Annotated in this window: 20 protein-coding genes, 1 tRNA gene and 1 pseudogene; 11 read left to right on the top strand and 11 right to left on the bottom strand. The window is 72.7% G+C overall.

Annotated elements, in window-relative coordinates:
- Positions 1 to 11: 11 nt before the first annotated feature.
- On the bottom strand, positions 12 to 1,370 hold the full coding sequence (locus tag E9998_RS03135; RefSeq protein ID WP_136528248.1) for a branched-chain amino acid ABC transporter permease: 1,359 nt from the start codon (positions 1,368 to 1,370) through the stop codon (positions 12 to 14).
- Between the two features lie 356 nt (positions 1,371 to 1,726).
- Between E9998_RS03135 and E9998_RS03130 the strand changes: the two genes are divergently transcribed.
- Positions 1,727 to 1,800, top strand: a tRNA-Ile gene (locus tag E9998_RS03130).
- Between the two features lie 69 nt (positions 1,801 to 1,869).
- Here E9998_RS03130 and E9998_RS03125 read toward each other — a convergent pair.
- Positions 1,870 to 2,883 (bottom strand): erythromycin esterase family protein, encoded by a 1,014-nt coding sequence (locus E9998_RS03125; RefSeq protein WP_136528247.1) that lies wholly within the window; start codon positions 2,881 to 2,883, stop codon positions 1,870 to 1,872.
- Positions 2,884 to 2,963: 80 nt separating this feature from the next.
- Between E9998_RS03125 and E9998_RS03120 the strand changes: the two genes are divergently transcribed.
- Together E9998_RS03120 and E9998_RS03115 are read left to right on the top strand one after the other, a co-directional pair.
- Entirely contained in the window at positions 2,964 to 3,665 is a 702-nt protein-coding gene (locus E9998_RS03120) for a TioE family transcriptional regulator (protein WP_136528246.1), read from the top strand.
- Positions 3,666 to 3,750: 85 nt separating this feature from the next.
- On the top strand, positions 3,751 to 4,341 hold the full coding sequence (locus E9998_RS03115; RefSeq protein WP_136528245.1) for a hypothetical protein: 591 nt from the start codon (positions 3,751 to 3,753) through the stop codon (positions 4,339 to 4,341).
- 1 nt (position 4,342) lies between these two features.
- On the opposite strand, the gene E9998_RS03110 is transcribed toward E9998_RS03115, so the two are convergent.
- Both E9998_RS03110 and E9998_RS03105 read right to left on the bottom strand, forming a co-directional pair.
- Positions 4,343 to 4,813 carry a GNAT family N-acetyltransferase gene (locus E9998_RS03110; RefSeq protein ID WP_136528244.1) on the bottom strand — a complete coding sequence of 157 codons (471 nt, stop codon included), beginning with the start codon at positions 4,811 to 4,813 and terminating at the stop codon, positions 4,343 to 4,345.
- Between the two features lie 95 nt (positions 4,814 to 4,908).
- On the bottom strand, positions 4,909 to 5,655 hold the full coding sequence (locus E9998_RS03105; RefSeq protein ID WP_136528243.1) for an SDR family oxidoreductase: 747 nt from the start codon (positions 5,653 to 5,655) through the stop codon (positions 4,909 to 4,911).
- A gap of 101 nt (positions 5,656 to 5,756) precedes the next feature.
- Here E9998_RS03105 and E9998_RS03100 point away from each other — a divergent pair, with 101 nt between their 5' ends.
- A complete protein-coding gene (locus E9998_RS03100) occupies positions 5,757 to 6,605 on the top strand; it encodes a helix-turn-helix transcriptional regulator (RefSeq protein WP_136528242.1) in 849 nt (282 codons plus the stop codon).
- A gap of 186 nt (positions 6,606 to 6,791) precedes the next feature.
- Positions 6,792 to 7,982, top strand: a complete 1,191-nt coding sequence (locus E9998_RS03095; RefSeq protein WP_204745217.1) for an MFS transporter — start codon at positions 6,792 to 6,794, stop codon at positions 7,980 to 7,982.
- 47 nt (positions 7,983 to 8,029) lie between these two features.
- Here the strand turns inward: E9998_RS03095 and E9998_RS26660 are convergent, their stop codons facing one another.
- Positions 8,030 to 9,010: a zinc-binding dehydrogenase gene (locus E9998_RS26660; protein ID WP_136528241.1), complete on the bottom strand. Its 981-nt coding sequence runs from the start codon at positions 9,008 to 9,010 to the stop codon at positions 8,030 to 8,032.
- A 79-nt stretch (positions 9,011 to 9,089) separates the two neighbouring features.
- A complete protein-coding gene (locus tag E9998_RS03085; protein WP_158299675.1) occupies positions 9,090 to 12,104 on the bottom strand; it encodes an AfsR/SARP family transcriptional regulator in 3,015 nt (1,004 codons plus the stop codon).
- Between the two features lie 206 nt (positions 12,105 to 12,310).
- On the opposite strand from E9998_RS03085, the pseudogene E9998_RS26935 reads away from it, so the two are divergent.
- A pseudogene (locus tag E9998_RS26935) lies at positions 12,311 to 13,024 on the top strand (D-glutamate cyclase family protein); the annotation flags it as partial.
- A 93-nt stretch (positions 13,025 to 13,117) separates the two neighbouring features.
- On the opposite strand, the gene E9998_RS03075 reads toward E9998_RS26935, so the two are convergent.
- Complete coding sequence (locus E9998_RS03075; protein WP_240037477.1) at positions 13,118 to 13,786, bottom strand: winged helix-turn-helix transcriptional regulator; 669 nt, start codon at positions 13,784 to 13,786, stop codon at positions 13,118 to 13,120.
- Between the two features lie 198 nt (positions 13,787 to 13,984).
- On the opposite strand from E9998_RS03075, the gene E9998_RS03070 reads away from it, so the two are divergent.
- From E9998_RS03070 to E9998_RS03060, 3 genes are all read left to right on the top strand, one after another.
- Complete coding sequence (locus E9998_RS03070) at positions 13,985 to 14,596, top strand: carbonic anhydrase (RefSeq protein WP_136528238.1); 612 nt, start codon at positions 13,985 to 13,987, stop codon at positions 14,594 to 14,596.
- Positions 14,597 to 14,635: 39 nt separating this feature from the next.
- On the top strand, positions 14,636 to 14,926 hold the full coding sequence (locus tag E9998_RS03065; protein ID WP_136528237.1) for a 4a-hydroxytetrahydrobiopterin dehydratase: 291 nt from the start codon (positions 14,636 to 14,638) through the stop codon (positions 14,924 to 14,926).
- Positions 14,927 to 15,096: 170 nt separating this feature from the next.
- Positions 15,097 to 15,444, top strand: a complete 348-nt coding sequence (locus tag E9998_RS03060; protein WP_136528236.1) for a hypothetical protein — start codon at positions 15,097 to 15,099, stop codon at positions 15,442 to 15,444.
- A gap of 46 nt (positions 15,445 to 15,490) precedes the next feature.
- On the opposite strand, the gene E9998_RS03055 is transcribed toward E9998_RS03060, so the two are convergent.
- The gene (locus E9998_RS03055) at positions 15,491 to 16,744 is read right to left on the bottom strand and encodes a pyridoxal phosphate-dependent aminotransferase (protein ID WP_204745216.1); all 1,254 of its coding nucleotides are present in this window, start codon (positions 16,742 to 16,744) and stop codon (positions 15,491 to 15,493) included.
- A 100-nt stretch (positions 16,745 to 16,844) separates the two neighbouring features.
- Here E9998_RS03055 and E9998_RS03050 point away from each other — a divergent pair, with 100 nt between their 5' ends.
- Complete coding sequence (locus tag E9998_RS03050; protein WP_136528234.1) at positions 16,845 to 17,765, top strand: LysR family transcriptional regulator; 921 nt, start codon at positions 16,845 to 16,847, stop codon at positions 17,763 to 17,765.
- Here E9998_RS03050 and E9998_RS03045 read toward each other — a convergent pair.
- Together E9998_RS03045 and E9998_RS03040 are read right to left on the bottom strand one after the other, a co-directional pair.
- Positions 17,762 to 19,060 (bottom strand): YibE/F family protein, encoded by a 1,299-nt coding sequence (locus E9998_RS03045; RefSeq protein ID WP_204745215.1) that lies wholly within the window; start codon positions 19,058 to 19,060, stop codon positions 17,762 to 17,764. The two genes, E9998_RS03050 and E9998_RS03045, sit on opposite strands and share 4 nt — an antisense overlap.
- A gap of 126 nt (positions 19,061 to 19,186) precedes the next feature.
- Positions 19,187 to 19,969, bottom strand: a complete 783-nt coding sequence (locus E9998_RS03040) for a maleylpyruvate isomerase family mycothiol-dependent enzyme (protein WP_136528232.1) — start codon at positions 19,967 to 19,969, stop codon at positions 19,187 to 19,189.
- Positions 19,970 to 20,140: 171 nt separating this feature from the next.
- Here E9998_RS03040 and E9998_RS03035 point away from each other — a divergent pair, with 171 nt between their 5' ends.
- On the top strand, positions 20,141 to 20,701 hold the full coding sequence (locus E9998_RS03035) for a thiamine phosphate synthase (protein ID WP_136528231.1): 561 nt from the start codon (positions 20,141 to 20,143) through the stop codon (positions 20,699 to 20,701).
- A 13-nt stretch (positions 20,702 to 20,714) separates the two neighbouring features.
- Here E9998_RS03035 and E9998_RS03030 read toward each other — a convergent pair whose 3' ends face one another.
- Positions 20,715 to 22,061: a GH1 family beta-glucosidase gene (locus E9998_RS03030; RefSeq protein ID WP_136528230.1), complete on the bottom strand. Its 1,347-nt coding sequence runs from the start codon at positions 22,059 to 22,061 to the stop codon at positions 20,715 to 20,717.
- Between the last annotated feature and the right edge of the window lie 72 nt (positions 22,062 to 22,133).

The following is a 22,133-nucleotide window of genomic DNA, read 5'->3' as shown; positions in this document are numbered from 1 at the left end:
GTCGTCGCCCCCTAACCGATTCGCTCGCGGCGGCCCAGGATGCCCTGGGGCCGGGTGAGCATGATGATGATGAGCACCGCGAGGGCGCCGACGTACTTCAGCTCGGGCGCGATGACGAGGGTCGACATCTGGACGAACACGCCGATGAGCATCGAGCCGATGAACGCTCCGAAGGCCGTGCCGAGCCCGCCGAGGACGACCGCGGCGAAGACCAGGAGCAGCAGGTGCTGGCCCATGTCGAACTTGACGCCGTCGCTGATCGACAGGAACACGCCCGACATGGCCGCGAGCGCGCCGCCGATCGTCCACACCAGGCGGATCACCTGGTTGACGTCGATGCCGGTGGACTCCGCGAGCGCCGGGTTGTCGGCCACCGCGCGGGTGGCCTTGCCGAGCCTGGTGAACAGGAGCGCCAGCGCCACCGCGACGCACACGACGAGCGCGATGATCCCGGTGACGACCTCCTTGGGCGCGATCACGAGCCAGCCGAGGTCCCAGGGCTTCTGGCCGACGTACTCGTTGTAGCGCTCGCGCTGGCCGCCGAAGAAGAACAGCGTGGCGAAGCGGATGAGCAGGGCCAGGCCGATCGAGATGATCATCATCGAGATCAGGCCGATGCCCTTGCGGCGCAGCGGCGCCCATAGGCCGAAGTCCTGCGCCCAGCCGAAGGCGCCGCCTAGGGCCACCGCGAGGATCGCGGCCACCCACACCGGCAGCCCGAAGGCGACGTTGAACATCAGGGCCATGACCCCGCCGAAGGTGATGAGGTCGCCGTGGGCGAAGTTCGTCAGCCCGGTGGTGCCGAAGACCATGGACAGGCCGACCGCGGCGAGGGCGATCATGAGGCCGAAGTGGAGGCCCGAGACCAGGAGGCTGATGGCGCGGGTGGAGCCGCCCTCGTCCTCGATGGCGCCGAGCTGCTCGCCGTCCTCGGTGTCGGCGTCGGAGGTCTCCTCCTCGGGCGAGTCGGACTCGCCTCCGGCGTCGGTCGCGTCGTCGCCGGGCTGCTGGGGTTCGACCCCTTCGGCGAGCTGGGTGTCGAGCGGGAACAGGACGGCCCGGTTGGAGCTGACCTCGACTTCGAGCTGCGGCCGGCCGTTGCGGACCAGCAGGCCGTCGGGCAGTGTGGACTCGTCGAGGGTGACCACATAGGTCCCCTCGGCGTCGAGTTCGACCGCCCACGCGCCGTCGGCGCCGCTCTCGACGGCGGCTATCTCGGTGCCGGAGGCGTCGGCGACGGTGATGGTCACGCCCGCGACCGGTTGGTCCTGCTGGTCTTCGAGCGTGCCGTGGACGCCGAGCGCCTCCTGGGCTCCGGCGCTGCTGTTCACCCCCAACCCCAGCAACAGGCCGGCGAACGCAGCCGACATCAACAACACTGTTCGTCTCAAAGGGCCCCCTCGGGAGGTTCGGGCATCGGCACCCGCCTCGTGCAACGTTCGAGAAACACGAAACGGCGGGAGTGAGTCGCATCTTAAGGAGACCTGGCTTACAAGAGCAGTCCTCGTTATAGAACCGTTGCAAATGTGGCTCAGATGTTACCGGCGGCCACGCGAAGGCCTCACCCGTGTTCCACCGCGCCGTTACCGGACTATTCGCCGGGTGTGAACTTACCGAAAACGCCCGCCGCCGCGGCCCCCGACGCGCTCCGGCGCCGCCGGCCTACGACCGGCTGCTCCCCGGGGCCACTTCGTGACCGTGCGGTGTGAGACGATATTGCCCGCTCGGGGCAGTAGCTCAGCTGGTTAGAGCAGGGGACTCATAATCCCTGGGTCGCGGGTTCAAGTCCTGCCTGCCCTACAGAGAAGGCCCCGCGAGGCGGGGCCTTCGACGTGTGTTCTTCCGTTGCGCCGCAACCGATTCGCGGCTTCAGCTCCCTTCGGCGTGCAGGACCGCCGCGGCCCCTTCGAGGGCCGCCTCGCCGGGTTCCGACGCTCTGAGCCCCCAAACGCCGGTCCGGCCCTCGGGCGCTTCGCTTCCGGCGACGAACGCGTACCGGTTCCCCAGCAGCGCCCGTGCGACGGCGCCGACGCCGTTCCACCGCAAGTCCATGCCCGCCATGCCCATCCGGCTCTCGGGTAGTTGGAGGTGGATGTTGTGCCCTGAGAGCAGGGTCGGGCCGCGGGGCGCCTCGGCCGCACGGATATCCAGCAGGTTCTCGGCCATGAGGGCGTCGCGGACCCCCGACAGGCGGCTCCACCGCTCGGACTCGTCCAGTCGCCGCGCGGCCTGGCGGTGGTAGCGCAGCAGGCCGAGCGCCGAGCTCAGGCGCGTCCTCGCGCGGTGCCAGGCCTCGGGCGAGGTCGCCGCGATCCGTTCGGGCGCGGCGGCGTACAGCGCGGAGCGCATGTCGTCGGCGATCACCCGCAGCTCCCGGGCCTCCGGCGCGTCTCCAGAAGAGGCGGCCGGGTCGCGCACGGCCTCCTCGCGGCTCCACCGCTCGTCGTCCCCGGCCAGGGCCGCGATGTCGTGGTCGAGCCCGAGGTAGTCGCGGACGTGTTCGAGGTCGGCCCGCGGGCTGGCGGCGGTGAACTCCAGCGGCGCGTCGACGCCGTGGAACGCCAGGCGCTCGGCCGCGGGACGCTCCTCGTTGTACGCCCGCATCCACGCCACGAGTTCGCGGTTCGCCGCGAACGCGCCGAACCCGTGCGTGAAGCCCTCGGTCATCACCGCGTCGAGGTCGCCTTCTCCCTTGCGCACGTAGTCGTCCACAGTGAACGCGGCGACCCGGTCGGTCTCCAGCGCGAAGGAGCGGAAGCCGAGCCCGGCGAGGAGCGCGAAGGCCTCGTTGCGGGCCCGGCCGAAGGCGGCGCTCCCGTGGACGGGCTCGCCGAGCCCGAGCACGTCGACGCCGCCGATGAGGGTCTGGAAGTCCTGAGTCATGGCCTCAAACCTATCGTTGAGAACACGGTTGAACCTTTCATCGCCTCCGACCTAGGCTGCCCTCTGTAAAGTCTCAAACGATGGTGAACCTGCGACCCGCCGACCTCGCCCGCGAGCACGGCCTCTCGACCCAGGCGGTCCGCAACTACGAGCGGGACGGGCTGCTGCCGCCCGCGCGGCGCACTCCCAGCGGTTACCGCGTCTACACCGAACTCCACGCCTCTGCGCTGCGGACGTTCCTCGCGCTCGTTCGCGCCTGCGGGCACGCGACCGCCGCCGAGGCCATGCACGCCGCCGGGGACGGCGACCTCGACGGCGTCCTCATGATCGTCGACCGCGCCCACGAGCAACTGCTCCGCGACCGCGGCACCCTCGAAGCGGTGCGCGCCGCCGTCGACCGCCTCACCGCCGCACCCGAACCGCGACCCGTGCAGGCCCCCTTCAGCGTCGGCGAACTCGCCCGCCGCCTCCGCGTCACCCCCGCGACCCTGCGGAACTGGGAGGAGGCGGGCATCCTCGCCCCCGAACGCGACCGCGCCACCGGCCACCGCCGCTTCGACGCCGACGACGTGCGCGACGCCGAACTCGCCCACCTCCTGCGCCGCGGCGGGCAGCCCCTGGAGCACATCGCCGCCGTCATCGCGCGCCTCCGCGACGCGGGCGACACCGAGGCCCTCGCGGCCTCCCTCGACACCTGGCGCCGCCGCCTCAACACCCGAGGCCTCGCCATGCTCGAGGCCGCAGGCCTCCTGCGGGCCCACCTCGCCCTCCTCGACCCCTGAACACGCTTGCGGCCGTGGAGGACTGGCAGCGTCCGGGCACACTGGACGCACTTGCCCGCACCCCTCGGAGTCGACCTTGGACCACATGCCCCCCGCGCCACGCCCCCGGCGGCACCTCCTGCGGTGGTCGTCGGCGATGTTCCTCTCCGTCCTCGGCATCGCCGTCGCCGTGCTCACCTGGCAGTTCCCCGACCTGCGGCTCTGGGAGGGTGTGCAGGACACCGAGGAGAGCCCCGGAGTCGCGGAAGCGACGGCCGCGGCCGAGACGCCGGACCCGATCCCCGTCACCTTCGACCTCGCGGACGGCGCGGCCGTGCCGCGGTGCGCCGTCTTCTCCGGCACCGCGCCGCAGCTCGACGGTCGCACCCTGTGGTTCGCGAACGCCGAAGTCGGCGGCGCGTTCTACGTCAAAGAGGTCGACCGCCACGCCGACGGCGAATGGGAGATCCGCACGACCGTAGGCGCCGACGACAGCGCGGGGCTGCAAGCGGCGATATACGTGTTCTACGTGGACGAGGCGACCTCGGCGTTCCTGCAGGGCCTCCACGGCGTCGCGCTCGACGACGGCCCCGGCTACTGGTACGCCGACGCGCTCCCGCCGCACCTCGGCGAGGCCGCCGAACTCGCGGTGGAGCGCGACGGCGACCCCGACTCCCCGGCCTGCGAAGGCGCCTGATTCACGTTGTTCGGACCTTGCGCAGGTAGACCAGTTCGATGCCGGGCCGCCCGGGGCCGCGGTGGGTCTCCTTGTAGCCCAGGCGTTCGTACAGGCGAAGGTTCGGTTCGCTCAGGGCCCCGGTGAAGAGTTCGAACTGCTCGGTGCCGGGCGCCGCGAGCGCTTCGAGGGCCGCGACGAGGGCCGATCCGAGGCCGCGGCCCTGGAGGTCGGGGGCCACCGCGAACCGTCCCAGGCGGAGCGTCGCGCCGTCCTGGCGGGCGCGGCCCGTCGCGCAGATCCGGCCGCCGGAGGCGCCGACGAGCACGTGCGTCCCGGCGATCGCCGCGGCGACGTCGTCGAGCGTCTCGACCAGCGGCGGCAGGAACGGGTCGCCGTACAGCTGCGCCTCGGTGAGGTACGCGGCACGCTGGAGGGTGAGGATCTCGCCCGCGTCGGCGGCCGAGGCGCGGGTGAAGCGGGGTGCGTCCATGGCCGGAGCGTACGGCCGGAGGCACTGGGGGACAAGCGGAATCCCGCGTGCCGGGCGGCTCCTGGAGGGCCGCCCGGCACGGTGCTGTCAGGTCTTTACCAAGGCACGACGGTGTCCGCGTGGTATTCGAGGCCCTCCTGGAAGAAGCCGCCCGACGGCCCGTCCTCGCCGATGAGCGCGAGGTCGACGGCGACCTTCGCGGACTCCTGCGGGGAGCGCCAGCCGGTGTTGTGGTTGAGATCGGTCTTCGTGTACCCCGGGGTCATCGCGTTGACCTTGACCGAGGTGCCCTTGAGCTCGACGGCGTACGAGACGGTCATCATGTTCAGCGCCGACTTCGACGCCCCGTAGGCGCCCACCTCCATGCCGGAGAACGGCTGCTCAGGATCGGTCATGAACCCGAACGAGCCGACCTCGCTGGAGACGTTCACGATCCGGCCCGCCTCCGCGTCGCGCAGCAGCGGCATGAGCGTGTTCGTCAAGGCGATCACGCCGATGACGTTCGTCTCGAAGATGGTCCGGGCGGTCGCCGCGGTCATGGTGCTGGTGTGGTCGCCGATCTCGGCGAGCGCGACCCCGGCGTTGTTGACGAGCACGTCCAGGCCCCCGAACTCGCTCGCGATCCGCTGCGCGGCCACGGCGATCGAGGACCCGTCGGTGACGTCCAGGTGCACGAACACGGCGTCCAGGCCCTCCGCGCGCAGCTGCGCGGCGGCCCCTTCGCCCCGCTCGGCGTCGCGGGCGCCGACGAGGACCCGCAGGCCCCTGCCGCCGAGGCCGCGCGCGATCTCCAGGCCGATGCCCTTGTTCGCTCCGGTGATGAGTGCAGTTCTCTTGGTCATGCCCCGAGCCTGCGCCGGTTCGCGCCGCCCGCAAAGAGCACCGCTTATGGTGGTACTCCCGGTACCTGGTCGCCGGGCCCCGCACGGGGGACCATGGACGCATGGACCGCAAGCAGCTCGCCGACTTCCTCACCACCCGCCGCGCCGCCATCCGGCCCGGCGACGTCGGGCTCCCCGAAGGACCGCGCCGCCGCACCCCCGGCCTGCGCCGCCAGGAGGTCGCCCAGCTCGCCGGAATCTCGATCGAGTACTACATCCGGCTCGAACAGGCCCGCGGCCCCAAGCCCTCCCGGCAGGTCCTCGGCGCGCTCGCCCGCGCGCTCGTGCTCGACCGCGACCAGCGCGCCCACCTGTTCCACCTCGTCGACGAACTGCCCGAGTCCGCCTCCAGCCGCACCATCCCGCCGACGGTCCGCAACCTCCTCGCCGGGCTCGGCGACTTCCCCGCGTACGCCATCGACGCCGGCTACGACATCCTCGCCTGGAACGCCGTCGCCGACCGCCTCATGGGCTTCCTCTCCAAGCTCGAACCCGAGCAGCGCAACATCCTGCGCACCAACTTCACCGGCCCGCACGCCGCGCAGAACCTCGCCGACCCCTCCACGCTCGCGTTCCTCCAGGACTCGGTCGCCGACCTGCGGGCCTCCCTCGCCCGCAGCCCCGGCGACGCGAAGCTCCGCGGCCTCGTCGAGGAGCTGCTGCGCGCCTCGCCCGAGTTCGGCGCCATGTGGGCCGACCACCAGGTGGCCGTCCGCCGGGTCCAGACCAAGCGCGTGCGCCACCACCAGTACGGGCCCATGGAGTTCGACTGCCAGGTCCTCGACGTGCCCGGCACCGCCGTGCGCCTCATCGTCTATGTGCCGCAACCGGGTTCGACCACCGCGGCGGCCTTCGCCTCGATCAGGGCCGCGACGCCGGTCACCATCGGGGCCCCCGTGCGGCGCCGGTAACCGCCCGGCGACCGAGATCACGACGGGATTTCACGCAAAGGACTTTTACTCGTGCGGCGAGTGTTCTTATGATTGGTCCGAAGGCGCGAGCCTTCCGATCTTGAACAGCGACCGGTACGGCAAGGAAGCACCCGGTGACAGCCTCAGCGTTCTCACCCTCCTTCTTCCCACCCGGAGCTGCTTTCCATGCGCATGCCTCTCTTCGCCATGTCCATCGGCGCGTTCGGCATCGGCGCCGCCGAGTTCGTCATCATGGGCATCCTGCCCCAGCTGGCCGCCTCGTCGGGCGTCACGCTCGCCCAGGCCGGACTCGCCGTCTCGGCCTACGCCGTCGGCGTCGTCCTCGGCGCCCCCCTGCTCACCGTCCTCACCACCCGCGTCCCGCGCAAGCCCCTGCTCATCGCGCTCATGGGCGCCTTCGCGGTCGCCAACCTCGCCACGGCGCTGGCCCCCGACTTCGGGTTCCTCCTCGCCACCCGGTTCATCGCCGGCCTCCCGCACGGCGCCTTCTTCGGCGCCGCCGCGGTCGTCGGTGCGAGCCTGGTCTCCCACGACCGGCGCGCCCGCGCCATCTCGGGGATCATGTCCGGCCTCACCGTCGCCACGATCGTGGGCGTCCCGCTCAGCACCCTGCTCGTCGGGCAGGTCTCCTGGCGCTGGATCTTCGCCGCCGTCGCGGCCCTCGGCCTGGTCGCCGCCGCCGCCATCTGGGCCACCGTGCCCGACACCCGCGGCGCCATCGCCGCGACCAGCGCCGCCGACGAGATCCGCGCGATCCGCTCCAAGCGCGTCCTGCTCCCGCTCGTGACCGGCGCGGTCGGCTTCGGCGGCATGTTCGCCGCCTACACCTACCTCACGCCGATCCTCGAAGAGGTCACCGGCCTGAACGCGGTCGCCATCGCGATCACCCTCGCGGTGTTCGGCATCGGGCTCACCGCCGGCAACGTCCTCGGCGGCCAGATCGCCGACCGCGCCCCCATCCAGGGCCTGTTCGCCGCGTTCACGCTCATCGCCGCGGTCCTGCTCATGATGTTCTTCTCCATGTCCAACCCGGTCCTGGCGATCGGCGGCGTCTTCCTCATGGCGACCTCCTCGTCCCTGGTCGGCCCGATCATGCAGCGACTGCTCCTCGACGGCGCGCACGAGGCGCCCTCGCTCGCGTCCTCGCTGCACCACGCCGCGTTCAACCTCGCCAACGCCAACGGCGCCTGGCTCGGCGGCCTGGCCCTGTCGCTCGGGATGAGCCTGACCGCACCCATCCTCGTCGGCGTGTTCCTCGCGCTGGCCGGGCTGGGGCTGTCGGTCCCGCTCGCCCGCGCCCACGCCGAGACCGCCGTCCCGAACGTGAAGGCCTCCGACCTGGTCACCGCCTCCTAGTGCACGCGAAGCGGCGCCGCCCGAAGGCGGCGCCGCTTCGCGTTCGCTTACGGGACCAGGACCACCTTGCCCGTCGTGCCCCGGTGCTCCAGGGCCCGGTGGGCCTCGGCGGCCTCGGCCAGCGGGAAGGTGTGCACGGCCGGGCGCAGACGTCCCGCGGCCAGTTCGGCGAGTGCGCGTTCCTCCAGGGCCCGCAGGCCGCCGAGCTTCGCGAGCAGGTGCGGGCCGAGCGCGCCGGTGACGCTCAGGCCCCGGTTCACGATCTCCTCCACGGTGCCCTCCGTGGCCTTCCCCGCCGACCAGCCGAACACGACCATCCGCGCGCCGCGCCCGAGCCGCTCGAACACGGCCCGGCCGACCTCGCCGCCCACCGAGTCGTAGAACAGGCTCGCCTCCCGGCCCGCCAGGGCCTCGTCGAGCACCGCGGTCCAGTCCCCGGCCCGGTAGTCGATCGCGGCGTCCGCGCCGTTCGCGGCAACCTGCCGCACCTTGTCGGCCCCGCCCGCGAGCCCGACGACGTACGCCCCGGCCCGCTTCGCGGCCTGCACCAGCAGCGTCCCCAGGCCCCCGGCCGCGGCCGGCACGACCACGACGTCCCCCGCCTGCGGCGGCCCGACCTCCAGGACCATCAGCGCGGTCCGTCCGGTTCCGATCATCGCGACCGCCTCGGCGAAGTCCGCGCCCTCGGGCAGCTCGTGCACCGACTCGACCTCCCGCACCGTCTTCTCCGCGTATCCCGCCGACGCGAACCCGAGGTGCGCCACGACGCGCCTGCCGATCCACGCCTCGTCGACGCCCTCACCGACCGCGTCCACCACCCCGGCGCTCTCGCGCCCGGGGATCATCGGCAGGTCGGGGAGCGGGTAGGGCCCGTTCGGGTCGCCCGACCGGAACGTGGTGTCCAGCAGGTGCACCCCGGCCGCGCGCACCGCGATCCGCACCTGCCCCGGCCCCGGCGCCGGCTCGGGCGCCTCCTCGTACACGAGGACCTCGGGCCCGCCGAACTCGTGCTGCCGTATCGCCTTCATCCTGGCCTTCTCTCTTCCTTGTGTCGGCCCCACACTACGAACCCCCCGACCGGCCCCGCATCAGTCGACCGACTGGACCTCAGGGCTCGGGGTCGATGCCCAGGGCGGTGAAGAGGGCTCGGGCCTGGTCGCGGCAGGCGGCGGCGGCTTCGGGGGTGCCGGCGCGGTCGTGGGCGCGGGCGAGGGCGTTGAGGCTGCGGGCCTGGCGGAGGGGGTCGGGCATGGCGGCGAAGACGTCGCAGGCCTGGCGGCCCATGCGGACGGCCTGGCGGGGGTCGCCGTCGGCGGTGAGGAGGCGGCAGTTGACCCTCGCCTTGATCGCGAGGGACTCGGAGGTCTCGTAGCGGCCGAGGTGCGCGAGGCGGCCCAGGACCTCCCGGGCGAGGTCGAGGTGGTCGGAGTCCACGTACAGGTCGGCGAGCCAGTACTGGTAGATCAGCTGGTGGCGGCGGTTGTTGACGCGTTCGGCGAGTTCGACGCCGCGCAGGAGCGCCGCCTCGGCCCGCGGGTGGTCCTCGTCGGCGCGGTGGACGGCGAACTGCCTGAAGTAGAGCCGGGACCGGTAGTAGTCCGAAGGGTGGTCGCGGAGCATGTCGGCGATCTGGCGGCACAAATCCTCGGCGGCGCTGATGCGGCCCTGGTCGACGTACAGCTCCGAGAGCGCCAGCAGCGGGTACACCGTGGTCGGCCCCTCGGGTCCGGCCGCGTCGAGGGCGCGGGCGCGGCGCATCTGCGCCTCGGCCTCGGGAAACCGCCCCATGCGCCGCAGCACCGTCCCCAGCGAGGTGTGCACCTCGACGCGGACCCACCGCTCGCCGGAGGCGTCGGCGGCCTGGACGGCCTCGCGGAGGATCGAGACGGCCTCGCGGTGGCGGCCCAACTGCGTCAGCGTCGTGCCGAGGTCGTTGCGGGCCTTGCCGGTCCGGTCGCCGTCGGGGGTGCGCCGCAGGTATTCGAGGGTTTTCTCCCCGTAGTACTTGGAGCGGTTGAGCTTCCCGGAGGCGTAGGCGACGGCGTCGGCGAGCGCGTAGGCCCGCGCGCCGTCCATCGGGTCGTCCGAGCGCAGCCCGGTCTCGATGCCGCGCTCGGCCACGAGGGCGAGTTCGGGCAGCTCGTAGAGGGAGTCGGCGAGCGAGGTCTCGTCGCGGTAGCCCGCGTCGGCGAAGGCGATGAGGCGCCGCAGCAGGCGCGAGACGGACCGGTGGCCGTTCCATTCGAGGAACGTGGCGACGATGTTGCGGTACTCCTCGACCGGCAGCCGCGTCGAGCCGGTCGCGTACCACTCCACGGTCTGCTCGCGCAGGCGCTGGAGCGCCGCCCCGTCGAAGCCCGACTCGGCCTTGCGCCTGGCGTACTCGCGGACCAGGTCGTGGAACCGGTAGCGGCCGGGCCGGTACTCGTCGATGCGGTGGGCGGCGACCAGCCGCGCGAGCAGGCCCTCGGCGGCCTCGGGGTCCCAGGCGGCGAGGGCGACCGCGAGCCCCTTGGAGAAGTCGGCGCCCGGAAGGAACGCCAACGTGAGGTACAGCAGCTCCTCCTCGGGTTCGAGGGCCAGGAGCGAGAGGTCGAACGCGGCGGCGACGGTCGTGGTCGGGTCGCCCTCGACGGCCAGGTGCGCGAGCCGGTCGCGGCCCGCGAGGGCCGCGGCGGTCTCGGCGAGGGTCGTGCCGGGCTGGCCGCGCAGGTTCGTGCCGACGATGCGCAGCGCCAGCGGCAGGCCGCCGCACAGGTCGGCGATGCGGGCGGCGTCGGCGGCCTCGGCCCGCACCCGTTCGGCGCCGATGAGGCCCTCCAGGAGCCGCACCGACTCGTCGGGTCCGAGCGCGTCCACGGTCAGCCGGTGCACGTCGTGGACGGCGGCGAGGTCGGGCAGCCGCGACCGGCTCGTGACGACCGCGACGCTGCCGCCGGTGGCGGGCAGGAGCGGCAGGACCTGCTGGGAGTTGCGGGCGTTGTCGAGGACCAGGAGCGTCGCGGTGTCGGCCAGGCGCGAGCGCAGCAGCGCCGCGGCCTCCTCGGTGTCGGAGGGGATCGCCTCGGTGGCGACGCCGAGGGCCCGCAGGAACCCGGCGATCGCGTCGAGCGGGGTGAGCGGCGCGGCCCGGTCGAACCCGCGCAGGTTCACGTACAGCTGCCCGTCGGGGAAGCGCTCGCGCACCAGGTGGGCCCAGTGGAGTGCGAGCGTGGTCTTGCCCGACCCGCCGATCCCCGAGAGCACCGCCGTCCGCGGTCCGGGTTCGAGCAGGGCGCCGAGGGACGCGAGCTGGCTGCCGCGGCCGGTGAAGTGGACGCTGTCGGCGGGCAGTTGCGCGGGAGCGGGCAGGGCGTGCGGCGCGGGCGCCGGGGCGGCGCGCAGCGCCGGGTCCTCGCGGAGGATCGCGGTGCGGTGCTCCTTGAGCCGCAGGCCCGGGTCGATGCCCAGCTCCTCGTCGAGCTGCCCGCGGATGGACTCGTACACGTCGAGCGCCTCGGGCGCCCGCCCCTCCCGGTACAGCGCGGTCATGAGCAGTTCGGCCGAGCGCTGCCGGTACGGGTGCTGTTCGAGGACGCGGCGCAGGCCGGGGACGACGGCGGCGCCGGTGCCCAGTGCCAGTTCGAGTTCGGCGCGGTCCTCCTCGGCGGCGGCGCGCTCCTCGTTCCACCGCAGCGCGCCCGCCTCGATGACGCGCCCGCCGAGCCCCGCGAGGGCCGGGCCCCGCCACAGGCCGAGCGCTTCGCGCAGGGTCCCCAGGGCCGCTTCGGGTTCGGAGGCGTCGACCTGCTCGCGGGCGATGCGGACCGCGCGCTGGAACCGCAGCGAGTCGAGCTTCTCGGCCCGCACCCGCAGCCGGTAGCCCTCGCCGACGGTCTCCAGTTCGGAGGTCCCGGCCTCCAGCAGCAGCCCGCGGGCGGTGGCGACGGTGTTCTGGATCTGGCGCCGCGCCGTGGCGGGCGGGGCCTCCTCCCAGATCGCGTCGACCAGCCGCGGCAGGGACACGACGTTCCCGGCGTCCAGGAGCAGGACGGCCAGCAGCCTGGGCAGGGTCCGGCCGGGCAGCGGCACGGGCAGGCCCTCCCGTGCCAGCTGCAACGGTCCGAGGATGCCGAAGTCCACGGGCCACCTCCGGGTGGTCGGGGTGCGGCCGTTCGTTGTCGGGGAAGTACCCATTCTAGGGGCATTTGCTGATCATTTGGGAACGCTTGCAAGGGGTTTCGCTCAGTGAGCGTTCGGACACGGTTCGCGCGCTCGTGAACGACTCGTGAAGGAGTTGTCGCATTCGCGACCAGACTCGGTCTCAGATCCGAGAACGAGGAGGAGCGATGTCCACGAGAGAATGCCCTCAGGCCCTGGCCGTCCCCCGCGAAGCCCGGGCCCGGTTCAGGGAGGGGCTGGCGGTCCCCACGAGCGGCTGGTCCGACGGCTTCGTGCAGGCCAACCTGGTGAGCGTGCCGCGCCAGTACGCCGACGACCTGCGCCGCTTCGCCGTCCGCAACCCCAGGCCCTGCCCGCTGCTGGGCGCGGTGGGCGCCGGGAGGTACACCACCGACCTCGCCTTCGGCGCCGACCTGCGCCGCGACCTACCCGCGTACCTGGTGTGGCGCAAGGGCAAGCCGGTCGAGCGCCGGGCCGAGGTCGTCGAGGTGTGGCGCGAGGACCTGGTGACCCTCCTGGTGGGGTGCAGCCTCACGTTCGACCCGCTGCTGGAGCGCGCGGGCGTCCCGCTGCGCCACCGCGAGCAAGGCCGCGGCGTCCCGATGTACCGCTCCCGGATGCGGTGCCTGCGCGCCGGGCGCTTCCGCGGCCCGGTCGTGGTCTCCATGCGGCCGATGCCCTCGGACCTCGTCGAGCGGGCCGAACGCGTGACGGCGAACCTGCCGAACGAGCACGGCGCGCCCGTCCACGTCGGCGACCCCGCCGGCATCGGCGTCCGCGACCTCGCCCGACCGGACTTCGGCGACCCGGTGGCGCTCGCTCCCGGCGACGTCCCGGTGTTCTGGGCCTGCGGGATCACGGTGCTGGAGGCGATCGCGTACGCGCGGCTGCCGTTCGCGATCACGCACGCGCCCGGCCACATGCTCATCACCGACCGCCGCGTCCGCGGCTCAGGCCCGATCCCCGTCTACCGCTTACACGGCACCCGCCGACGAGGCCGCCGGCTCCGGCAGCCGGAACATGCCGAGGAACCGCTCGGCCATGGCCTGGTCCCCTTGGACGGTGATGCGCCCGGCGTGCAGCGACACGTCGAGGCTGCGCCCGCCCAGGGTCAGGCGCTTGAGCGTCTCGGCGTCGGTGCGGATGACCGCGTGCGGGTGCTCGGGCCGCCCGGGGGCCAGGATGAGCTGCGCGTCGATGATCTCGGCGATGAACGGCCGGTCGCCGACCCACAGTTCGAAGGCCGCGTCGAAGCCGCGCGCGGTGGCCGGGATGAACAGGCTCCTCATCGCCAGGATGAGCGCGTCGGCGCCCATCGGCGCGTCCAGCGGGATCGCCGCCGACCGCGCGCCCCAGCGCAGCAGCAGCACGATCGCGCCTTCGAGCTCGCGGCCCCACTCGGTGAGCTCGTACACCTTGGAGGCCGCGGGGGGCGGCAGCCGCCGCTTGGTGACCACGCCGTGCGCTTCGAGTTCGCGCAGGCGCTGGGAGAGCACGTTCGCGCTGGCGCCGTGGAGGCCGCCGCGCAGGTCGGTGAAGCGCTTGGGGCCCAGCAGCAGTTCGCGGACGATCAGGAGCGACCAGCGCTCGCCGACGAGGTCGAGCGCGTGTGCGGCCGGGCAGCCGTCGCCGTAGGTTCGCACCGGTCCTCCAGGTGGGTGAATCCGCAGGTGGGTCCCACCGCGGTTGTCTGCGTTCATCATAAGGTCCCGCAAGTCCAACAGCCAGTCCTGCTTAATGACCACAATGTCTCGGAACGATAACGTGCGCTCTGTAAAACGTGCGTGACGGTCCGCCCGTCGTCCTTGCGCCGGCGCGGAACTTGCGGCACCATTCAGTGCGTGCCAGAACTGACAGCCGCATCGCTGATGGAACACCACCAGGCCGCCTCGGTCCTCGCGGGCCTCCTCGAAGGCAACGGCCGGTTCATCGCCGGCGAGCCGCGATACAAGCGCGACATCACCGCCGCCCGTCAGCACGCGCCGGGCCAGAAGCCGGGCGCGGTGGTCTTCACCTGCATCGACTCCCGCGTCACCGCCGAGAGCGTGTTCGACTGCGACTTCGGTCAACTGCTGGTGGTGCGCACGGCCGGGCACGTGCCCGACCGCGCCGCGGTGGGCTCGCTGGAGTTCGCCGCCGCCGAGATGGGCGTGGGCCTGGTCGTCGTGCTCGGCCATGAGCGGTGCGGCGCGGTCGCCGCGGCGCTCAACGCCGTCCAGGACGACACGCACGACCCGCGCACCGACTACCTCGTCGAGCAGCTGTGGCAGCCCGCCTCCCAGGCGCTCTCCGAGTCGACCGACGCCGAGGCGGCCGCCTCGCAGGCGATGCGCCTCCAGGTGCGCCGCACGGTCGCCGACCTCGGCCGCCGCTCCTCGCTCGACGGCGTCCTCGTCGTCGGCGCGGTCTACGACCTCGACACCGGCGCGGTCTCGCTCGTCGACGAGCCCTAAGGCCGAGACGCGGTCGCGAGGGGCTGGAACAATCGACACATGAGCGACCGACCCATGACCGACGCCGAGATCGAACTGGCGCTGTCCGACCTGCCCGGCTGGACCCACGCCGGCGACCGCCTCGAACGCGAGTGGACCTTCGATGGCCACTTCGCGGCATTGGCCGCCGCCACCGGCGTCGGCATCCTCAACGAGCAGCGCAACCACCACGCCGACCTGAGCGTCCACTACAACCGCCTGCGCGTCTCGACCACCACCCACTCGGCCGGGAACCGCGTCACGGACAAGGACGTCGACCTCGCCGAGGCGATCACCGGCCTCCTCGACTAGCGACATCCGCAGGGCCGCGCCGCCTCGGCGCGGCCCTCTGCCGTCCCCGCATGTGGCCGGTGCGTCCTGTGTGACGAGTGCGCTTCCGGCGCATACGATCCGCGAAAACGGGGAATGCGCAGGGCCTTCATCTCTGTCATGATGAAAGTCAGCACAGGTGGGAGTACGTCATGGACGCATTCGCAACGCGGGCCTCCAAGACCGACAAGCGCATCGCCCTCGGCCGCCTCGCGCGGGCCCGGCGGCGCGGCGAGATCGACGCGCCGGAGTACCGGCTCAGACGCCAGCTCGCGCGCCGCGCCGAGAGCCTCGCCGACCTCCAGGCGCTCATGCAGGACGTCGGCGACTACCACCACGGCCGCGACCACTGGCGCTACGGCCGCTGGCGCGGCCCGGTCCGCGAAGGCAGGGAGCTGGAGGTCCAGCGGTTCGTCGGCGCGCTCTTCGTCGCCGTCGCCCTCATCGCGGTCCTCGCGTGCGTCTACGCCGCGATCAGCCTCTACGGGCGGTGGAAATGAGCCGCCCGGGTGCTGCTGCATCGGCCTCAGCAGCACCCGGACGGAATCACGGCGCCGCGACCAGCGCGGCGAGCTTGTCCCGCAGTCCCTCTAGGGACTCGGCGATCCACGGCATGGCGGCGGGCTCGGGGGCGACCAGCGCCGCGAGGCGCTCGGAGTCGGAGACCCCGTAGATCCCGGTGACGGCCACGCGCAGCGTCAGCGAGGCCGGGTCGTCGCCGAAGGCGCTGCCCGGCAGGACCACCACCCCGAACTCGTCGAGCAGGACCCGCGCCAGGTCGGCGCTCGTGGCGACGCCCCACCGCTCGGCGAGCGCCCCGCGCAGCGGCGCGAAGTCCGGCCACACGTAGAACCCGCCCTGCGGCGCGGGCACGGTGCACCCGACGCTCGCGAAGGTCCCGGCCACGGCCCTGGCGACCGACCCGTGCAGGCGCCGCGCCGCGGCGACCCGCTCGACGAGCTCCGGCGGGTCGCCCCAGGCGTACGCGGCCGCGTGCTGCATCGGCATCGGCGTGGAGGACCACAGCTCGGAGGCGGTGCCGCGCACCGACTCCAGCAGTCGCGTGCCCATCGGCGAGTCCGGGAACCTCGCGGCGCCGACCCGCCAGCCGCCGAGGGCGTAGTTCTTCGACAGGGACGTGGTCGTCACGGTCCGCTCCGGCGCCCACGCGGCGGGGGAGGGGAAGGGCCCCTCCTCGAACACGAGGTCGCGGTAGATCTCGTCGGCGACGATGAGGAGGTCGAGCTCCCTGGCGGTCTCGCACAGGGCCTTGACCGAGCGCTCGGAGGCGAGGCGGCCGGTCGGGTTGTCCGGCAGGGTGACCACGACGACGCGCGGGTCGCGGCCGGCGGCGCGGGCGGCCCGCACGGCCGCGTCCATCGCCTCGGCGTCGGGGACGCCCCCTTCTCCGACGGGCACCGGGACGCGGATCGGCTCGCGCCCGAGCAGCTGCGACTGGGCCGCGTAGGAGACCCACGCGGGGGCGGGGAGCACCACGTCGCCGCCGACGGCGTGCAGGAGCGCGAAGAGGATCGGCTTTGAGCCGGGGCCCAGCAGCACGTGCCCGGCCTCGGTCGGCAGGCCGCGGCGGGTCCAGTATCCGGCGGCGGCCTCGCGGGCGGCGTCGATACCGGCGACCGGACCGTAGGCGATCTCGCCGGCGGCCTGCGCGAGCCGTTGGCGCAGCAGGGGATGCACGGGGATGCCGGCCTCGCCGAAGCCGAGCGCGAGCACCTCCAGCCCGGCGGCGCGGCGCGCGGCGATGGCCTCATTGGCGGCGAGGGTGGCGGAGACGGTCACGGGTGACTCCTCGGTGGATAGTCGCTGACGGGACCCAGACTCCCCGACAAGGAGCATCAACGCAAGTATTTCTACCTTTCGCCGAGGGTAAGATTTCCTTATGCTCGATGTTCGCCGCCTGCGCCTTCTCTACGAATTCGCCGCCCAGGGATCGATATCCGCCACTGCCGTGGCGACCGCCCAGACCGCCTCCGCCGTCTCGCAGCAGTTGGCCGCCTTGGAGAAGGAGGCCGGCGTCGCCCTGCTCGAACGCACGGCCAGGTCCGCACAGCTGACCGACGCGGGCCGCCGCCTCGTCGAGCACACCGGCCGCATCCTGGAGGCCATCGACGCCGCCGAGACCGACCTCGCCGCCGAGAGCGCCGAACCGCGCGGCCGCGTCATCGTCACCGCCTTCCCCACCGTGGCCGTCGCCCTCGCCGGGCCGATCGTGCGCCGCCTGCGCCGCTACCCCGAACTCCAGATGGTCCTGCGCCAGCAGCTCACCGTCTCCGAGTCCCTGGCGCGCGTGCGCTCCGGCGAGATCGACCTCGCCCTCATCGACGACTGGTCCGGCCAGCGCCGCCCCGCCACCTCCGGCACCCTGACGTTCCACCACCTCGTGAACGACCCGCTCGTGGCGGTCCTGCCGACCCGCCACCCGCTCGCCGAGCAGACGGTCCTGTCGGCGCACGCTCTCGCGGGGGAGTCGTGGATCGCCTCGCCGGAGGGCGAGCCCTCGCGCATGGCCCTGGACCGGCTGTGGCGCGCCGAGGGGATCAGCGCGCCGGTCTCGGAGTTCGAGGGGCTCGACACGATCCTGACGCTGGTCGCCAAGGGCCTCGGGGTGACGGTGGCGCCGTGGATGGCCGCGGCCGAGCGGCGGGACGTGGCGGTGCGCCGCGTGGCCGAGCCGCTGCGGGGCCGCGAGGTCTACGTGGTCCACCGGACGGCCTCGACGGGCCGCCCGGCGGTGATGACGGTGCTCCAGGCGCTGCACCAGGCCTCGCGCCGGCTCATGGCCGCCGCGGAGCGCTTCTAGTTCAGATGTGAAGGCGGGTAAGGGGAGTCGTCGCCGTCCCAGGTGTCGTCCCCGGTCTCGGTCGGCTTGGGCCGAGCCTGCTTCGCGTCCGGGGCCTTCGCCTTCTCCGGCTTCTCGGCCGCGGGCTCGGGGTTGCGCCGCGCCAGGTGCGCGGCGAGCCAGGTGGTGATCGGCACGGCGGCGATGAGGCCGAGCGTGCCCGCGACCGAGCGGACGATCTCGGTGGCGATGGTCTGACTGGTGAGCACCTGCCCCAGGGGCCGGTCGGCGGCGCTGATGAGGACCAGGAGCGGCAGCGAGGCGCCCGCGTAGGCGAGCACGAGGGTGTTGACGACCGAGGTCAGGTGGTCGCGCCCGACCCGCATCCCGGACTTGAACAGCCGCGGCGCGCCCCAGCGCGGGTTGGCCTTGGCGACCTCGTCCACGGTGGCGGCCTGGGAGACCGTGACGTCGTCGATGACGCCGAGCGCGCCGATGAGGATGCCCGCGAGCAGCAGCCCGGACATGTCAATGGGGTACTGGAGCGCGAGGTTCGTGGTGTTCTCGTCGAGGACCCCGTTGAGCTTCGCGAGCCGCACCGCGGCCTCGGCGAGCGCCACGGTGAGCACCAGCGACGCGAGGGTCCCGATGACCGCCACGGTCGTGGTCCGGTTCCAGCCGTGGGCGAGGTAGAGCGAGACGAGCATGATCGCGGCGGCGCCCACGGTCGCCACGAGCATGGGGGAGGAGCCGTCGAGGACGGCCGGGACCATGAAGAGCAGCACGATCGCGAAGGTCACCGCGAGGCTGGCGAGGGACCGCACGCCCTTCCACCGCCCGAAGGCGATCACGGCGAGCGCGAAGGCGATCACGAGCGCCCACAGGGCGCTCGACCTGTCGTGGTCGATGAGGTGGAACTGCTGGCCCGAGACCGAGTCGGGGGTGTGGATGAGGATGACGTCGTCGCCGGCGGCCACGACGGGGGCGCCGGGCCCGGAGGGGATGTCGACCACGATCTCCTGGTCGGCGAGGTCGCCTTCGGTGATGCGGACGACGACGTCGCCGCACACGGTGGCCTGGAGCTGCTCGTTGAGCTCGGCGTCGGCGGCCTCGCACTCGGTCTCGTGGACCGACAGGACGTGCCCGTCGACCTCGGTGCCGTAGCCCTCGATCGCGGTGTCCTCGACGTCGTGGGGCCACAGCAGGAGCAGGCCGAGGAGGGTCGCGGCCGCCGCCGGGACCAGGATCCACAGCGCGGCGCGGGGCACGGCGTCGTTCGGGACGGCATGAGCGTGGTTCGGATGGACCTGGTTCACGTCGGTGAGCTTACGATCCCGGTCCGCCGTTCGGGCGCAGCAGCGCGCCCCGGCGCCGCGAGCGGCGGACATCTCGGACGGTGAGCACTCGATCACCTGCGGTTTCGCGCTGGTGCGCTCCAGTGCTCAGACGTCGACGGGATCGACCCACCGGACCGCGGAGTAATTGCGCCACAAGTGGAGCAGTGCCGGGTCCCCGCGGACCAGGAGGTCGTCGAACGGCAGCCGGTTCCACAGCGCCAGGTACAGGAGCTCCACCGGGCCCTCGATGACGCAGTGCGGGGACTCGACCTCGCTGAACGTCACGAGCGGGCCCGTGTCGGTGGGGTGGATGTACCAGTCGCCGCGGCCCGGCGGCAGGTCGGTGGCATGGATGTGGAGCACCGACGGGCGCAGTGCGCGCACGCGGCTCGACGGTCTGCCGTGGAAGCCCAGCAGCAGCTCGTCGATGCCGTCGGCCGCGAACTCGGGGCCGACCGGTGATATCTCGTCGCCGCGCGCCTGTTCGGCGTCGACGCGGTGGATGGTGGTCTCGTGGGCCTGTCTGCGGACCCAGAAGCGCCGCGAGGACTCGGAGGGGAACACCTGCCAGCACTGGAGGCCGCTCGGGGCTTTCTCCAATGTGGACACTAGTCGCAGGAGGCCCTCGCGGACCCAGTCGACCAGCAGGTCGTCGTGGGGCAGGGGCCCCACGAGACGCTGGAAGTCCCGCCGTCGCGGATCGTGGGGCAGGGCCTCGCCCACGATCGCCGCCGCCCAGCGGTGGACGGTCCCGATATGGGTCAAGAGGTCCTTGACGACCCAGCCCGGGCAAGTGGGCACGACGGCGTTGAGCGAGAGTTCCCCACCAGCGACAGCGATCCGCTCCCCTTCGGTGCGCAGCACGTTGATTTGATCGCCGATGTTCATCCCCTGAAGTTTCGCACCTGTGTCGTGAATTACGCAAGTTCGAGACGTGGACCGATACACAAGCGTTAAATCGGTGTAGCACTGACCAGTCGGGCATGAATCGACTCCAGGCACTCCGGACACTCCACGCGACCCCCGTGCGCCGCCGCGAACGGGCAATACGGTTGACGCATGCACCCGCTCCTCGTCGTCACCGACGCCCCCGGCGCCGCCCGGCCCCTCACCGAGCAGGTCGCCCTCGCCCTCCGCGGCGGGCCCTTCGCACTCCTGCTGCGCGACAAGCACCTCCCGTGGACCGAGCGCCTCGCGCTCGCCGCCGCGCTCGGGCCGATGATGGCCGCCTCCGGCGGGCTCCTCCTCATCGCCGACCCGGCCGGACCGGTCGCCGCCGCCCACCTCTCGGCCCGCTTCCCCGTCCCCAGTCCGCGCCCGGCGCTCCTGGGCCGCTCCGTCCACGCGGGCGAGCCGATCGACCCCGGCCTCGACTACTGCACCTACTCGCCGGTCTGGGCCACCGACTCCAAACCCGGCTACGGCCCCGCCCTCGGGCTCGACGGCCTCGCTGCGGCCTGCGCCGGCCCCGTCCCGGTCTACGCCCTCGGCGGCGTGACCGGGCCCGAGCGGGCCCGCGCCGCACGCGAAGCGGGCGCGGCGGGCGTCGCCGTCATGGGCGCGGTCATGAAGGCGAACGACCCGGAGCGCGCCGTGCGCGCGCTCCGGGCCGTCCTCTGAATCCTTGTGCCGCTTACCGCTCCAGGCCGTGGGCGGCGATGACGCCCGCGTAGAACTTGGCGCTGGCCTTCGGGGTCCGCTTCTGGGTCGCGTAGTCGACGTGGACGATGCCGAAGCGCTTGTCGTAGCCGAAGGCCCACTCGAAGTTGTCCATGAGCGACCACGCGGTGTACCCGCGCACGTCGGCCCCGGCCGCGATCGCGTCGTGGACGGCGGCGATGTGCCCGCGCAGGTAGGCGACGCGCTCGACGTCGTCGACCTCGCCGTCGGCGCCCGGACCGGTCGGGTACGCCGCGCCGTTCTCGGTGATCATGGTCGGCACGTTGTACTCCTTGTGGAGGCGCACCAGCAGGTCGGTCAGGCCCGAGGGCTCGATCGGCCAGCCCATGTCGGTGAACTCCAGGCCCTCGGGGGTGTAGCCCTCGATCCCGGCCGAGCCCGGCTGCACCGGCCACTCCGGCTCTTCGGCGTTGATCCGGAACCAGGTGGGGTTGTAGTAGTTGACGCCGAGCAGGTCGATGGGCTGGTTGATCTGCTCAAGGTCGCCGTCCCGCACGAAGGACCAGTCGGTGTGGTGCGCGGTGCGCTCCATCATCTCGGCGGGGTACTCGCCCTTGAGGATCGGGTCGAAGAAGACGCGGTTGGCGAGGCCGTCGACGATGCGCACGGCCTCCTCCTCGCCGCGGGCCTGGGTCGGGTTGAGCGCGATCGAGACCCGCTCGGCCCCGGCGGCGCGCAGCGCCTGCACGGCGAGGCCGTGCGCGAGGTTGAGGTGGTGGGCCGCGGTGAGGGCCGCGACGGGCTCGGTGCGGCCGGGGGCGTGGTGGCCGTTGCCGTAACCCAGGAACGCCGAGCACCACGGCTCGTTGAGGGTCCACCAGGTGTGGACGCGGTCGGCGAGGCGCTCGCCCACGATCGCGGCGTACTCGCCGAAGCGCTCGGCGGTCTCGCGCGCGGGCCAGCCGCCGCGGTCCTCGAAGGACTGCGGGAGGTCCCAGTGGTAGAGCGTGGGCATCGGCTTGATGCCGGCGGCCACGAGCTTGTCGACCAGGCGGTCGTAGAAGGCGATGCCGGCGGGGTTGACCGGGCCGGTGCCGTCGGGCTGGATGCGCGGCCAGGCGATGGAGAACCGGTAGGTGTCCAGGCCCAGGGAGGCCATGAGGGCGATGTCCTCGTCGAGGCGGTGGTAGTGGTCGCAGGCCACGCGGCCGGTCTGCCCGCGCCAGGTCTTCTCGGGGGTGTCGGAGAAGGTGTCCCAGATGGAGGGGCCCCGCCCGTCCTCATTCACCGCCCCCTCGATCTGGTAGGAGGCCGTGGCCGTCCCCCACAGGAAGCCCTCGGGGAAGGTCAGCTGCGTCATGGATGGCACCTTTCTCGGCTGTGCACCGCTTTCGGCTGCGCGCTGTTGGGGCCCGCGCGGTCGGCGCGGGTG

This window comes from Glycomyces paridis (assembly GCF_004912155.1).
Lineage (GTDB): Bacteria > Actinomycetota > Actinomycetes > Mycobacteriales > Micromonosporaceae > Glycomyces > Glycomyces paridis.
The sequence above is the reverse complement of the archived record's forward strand: the minus strand, read 5'-3'. Positions and strand labels throughout refer to the sequence as shown.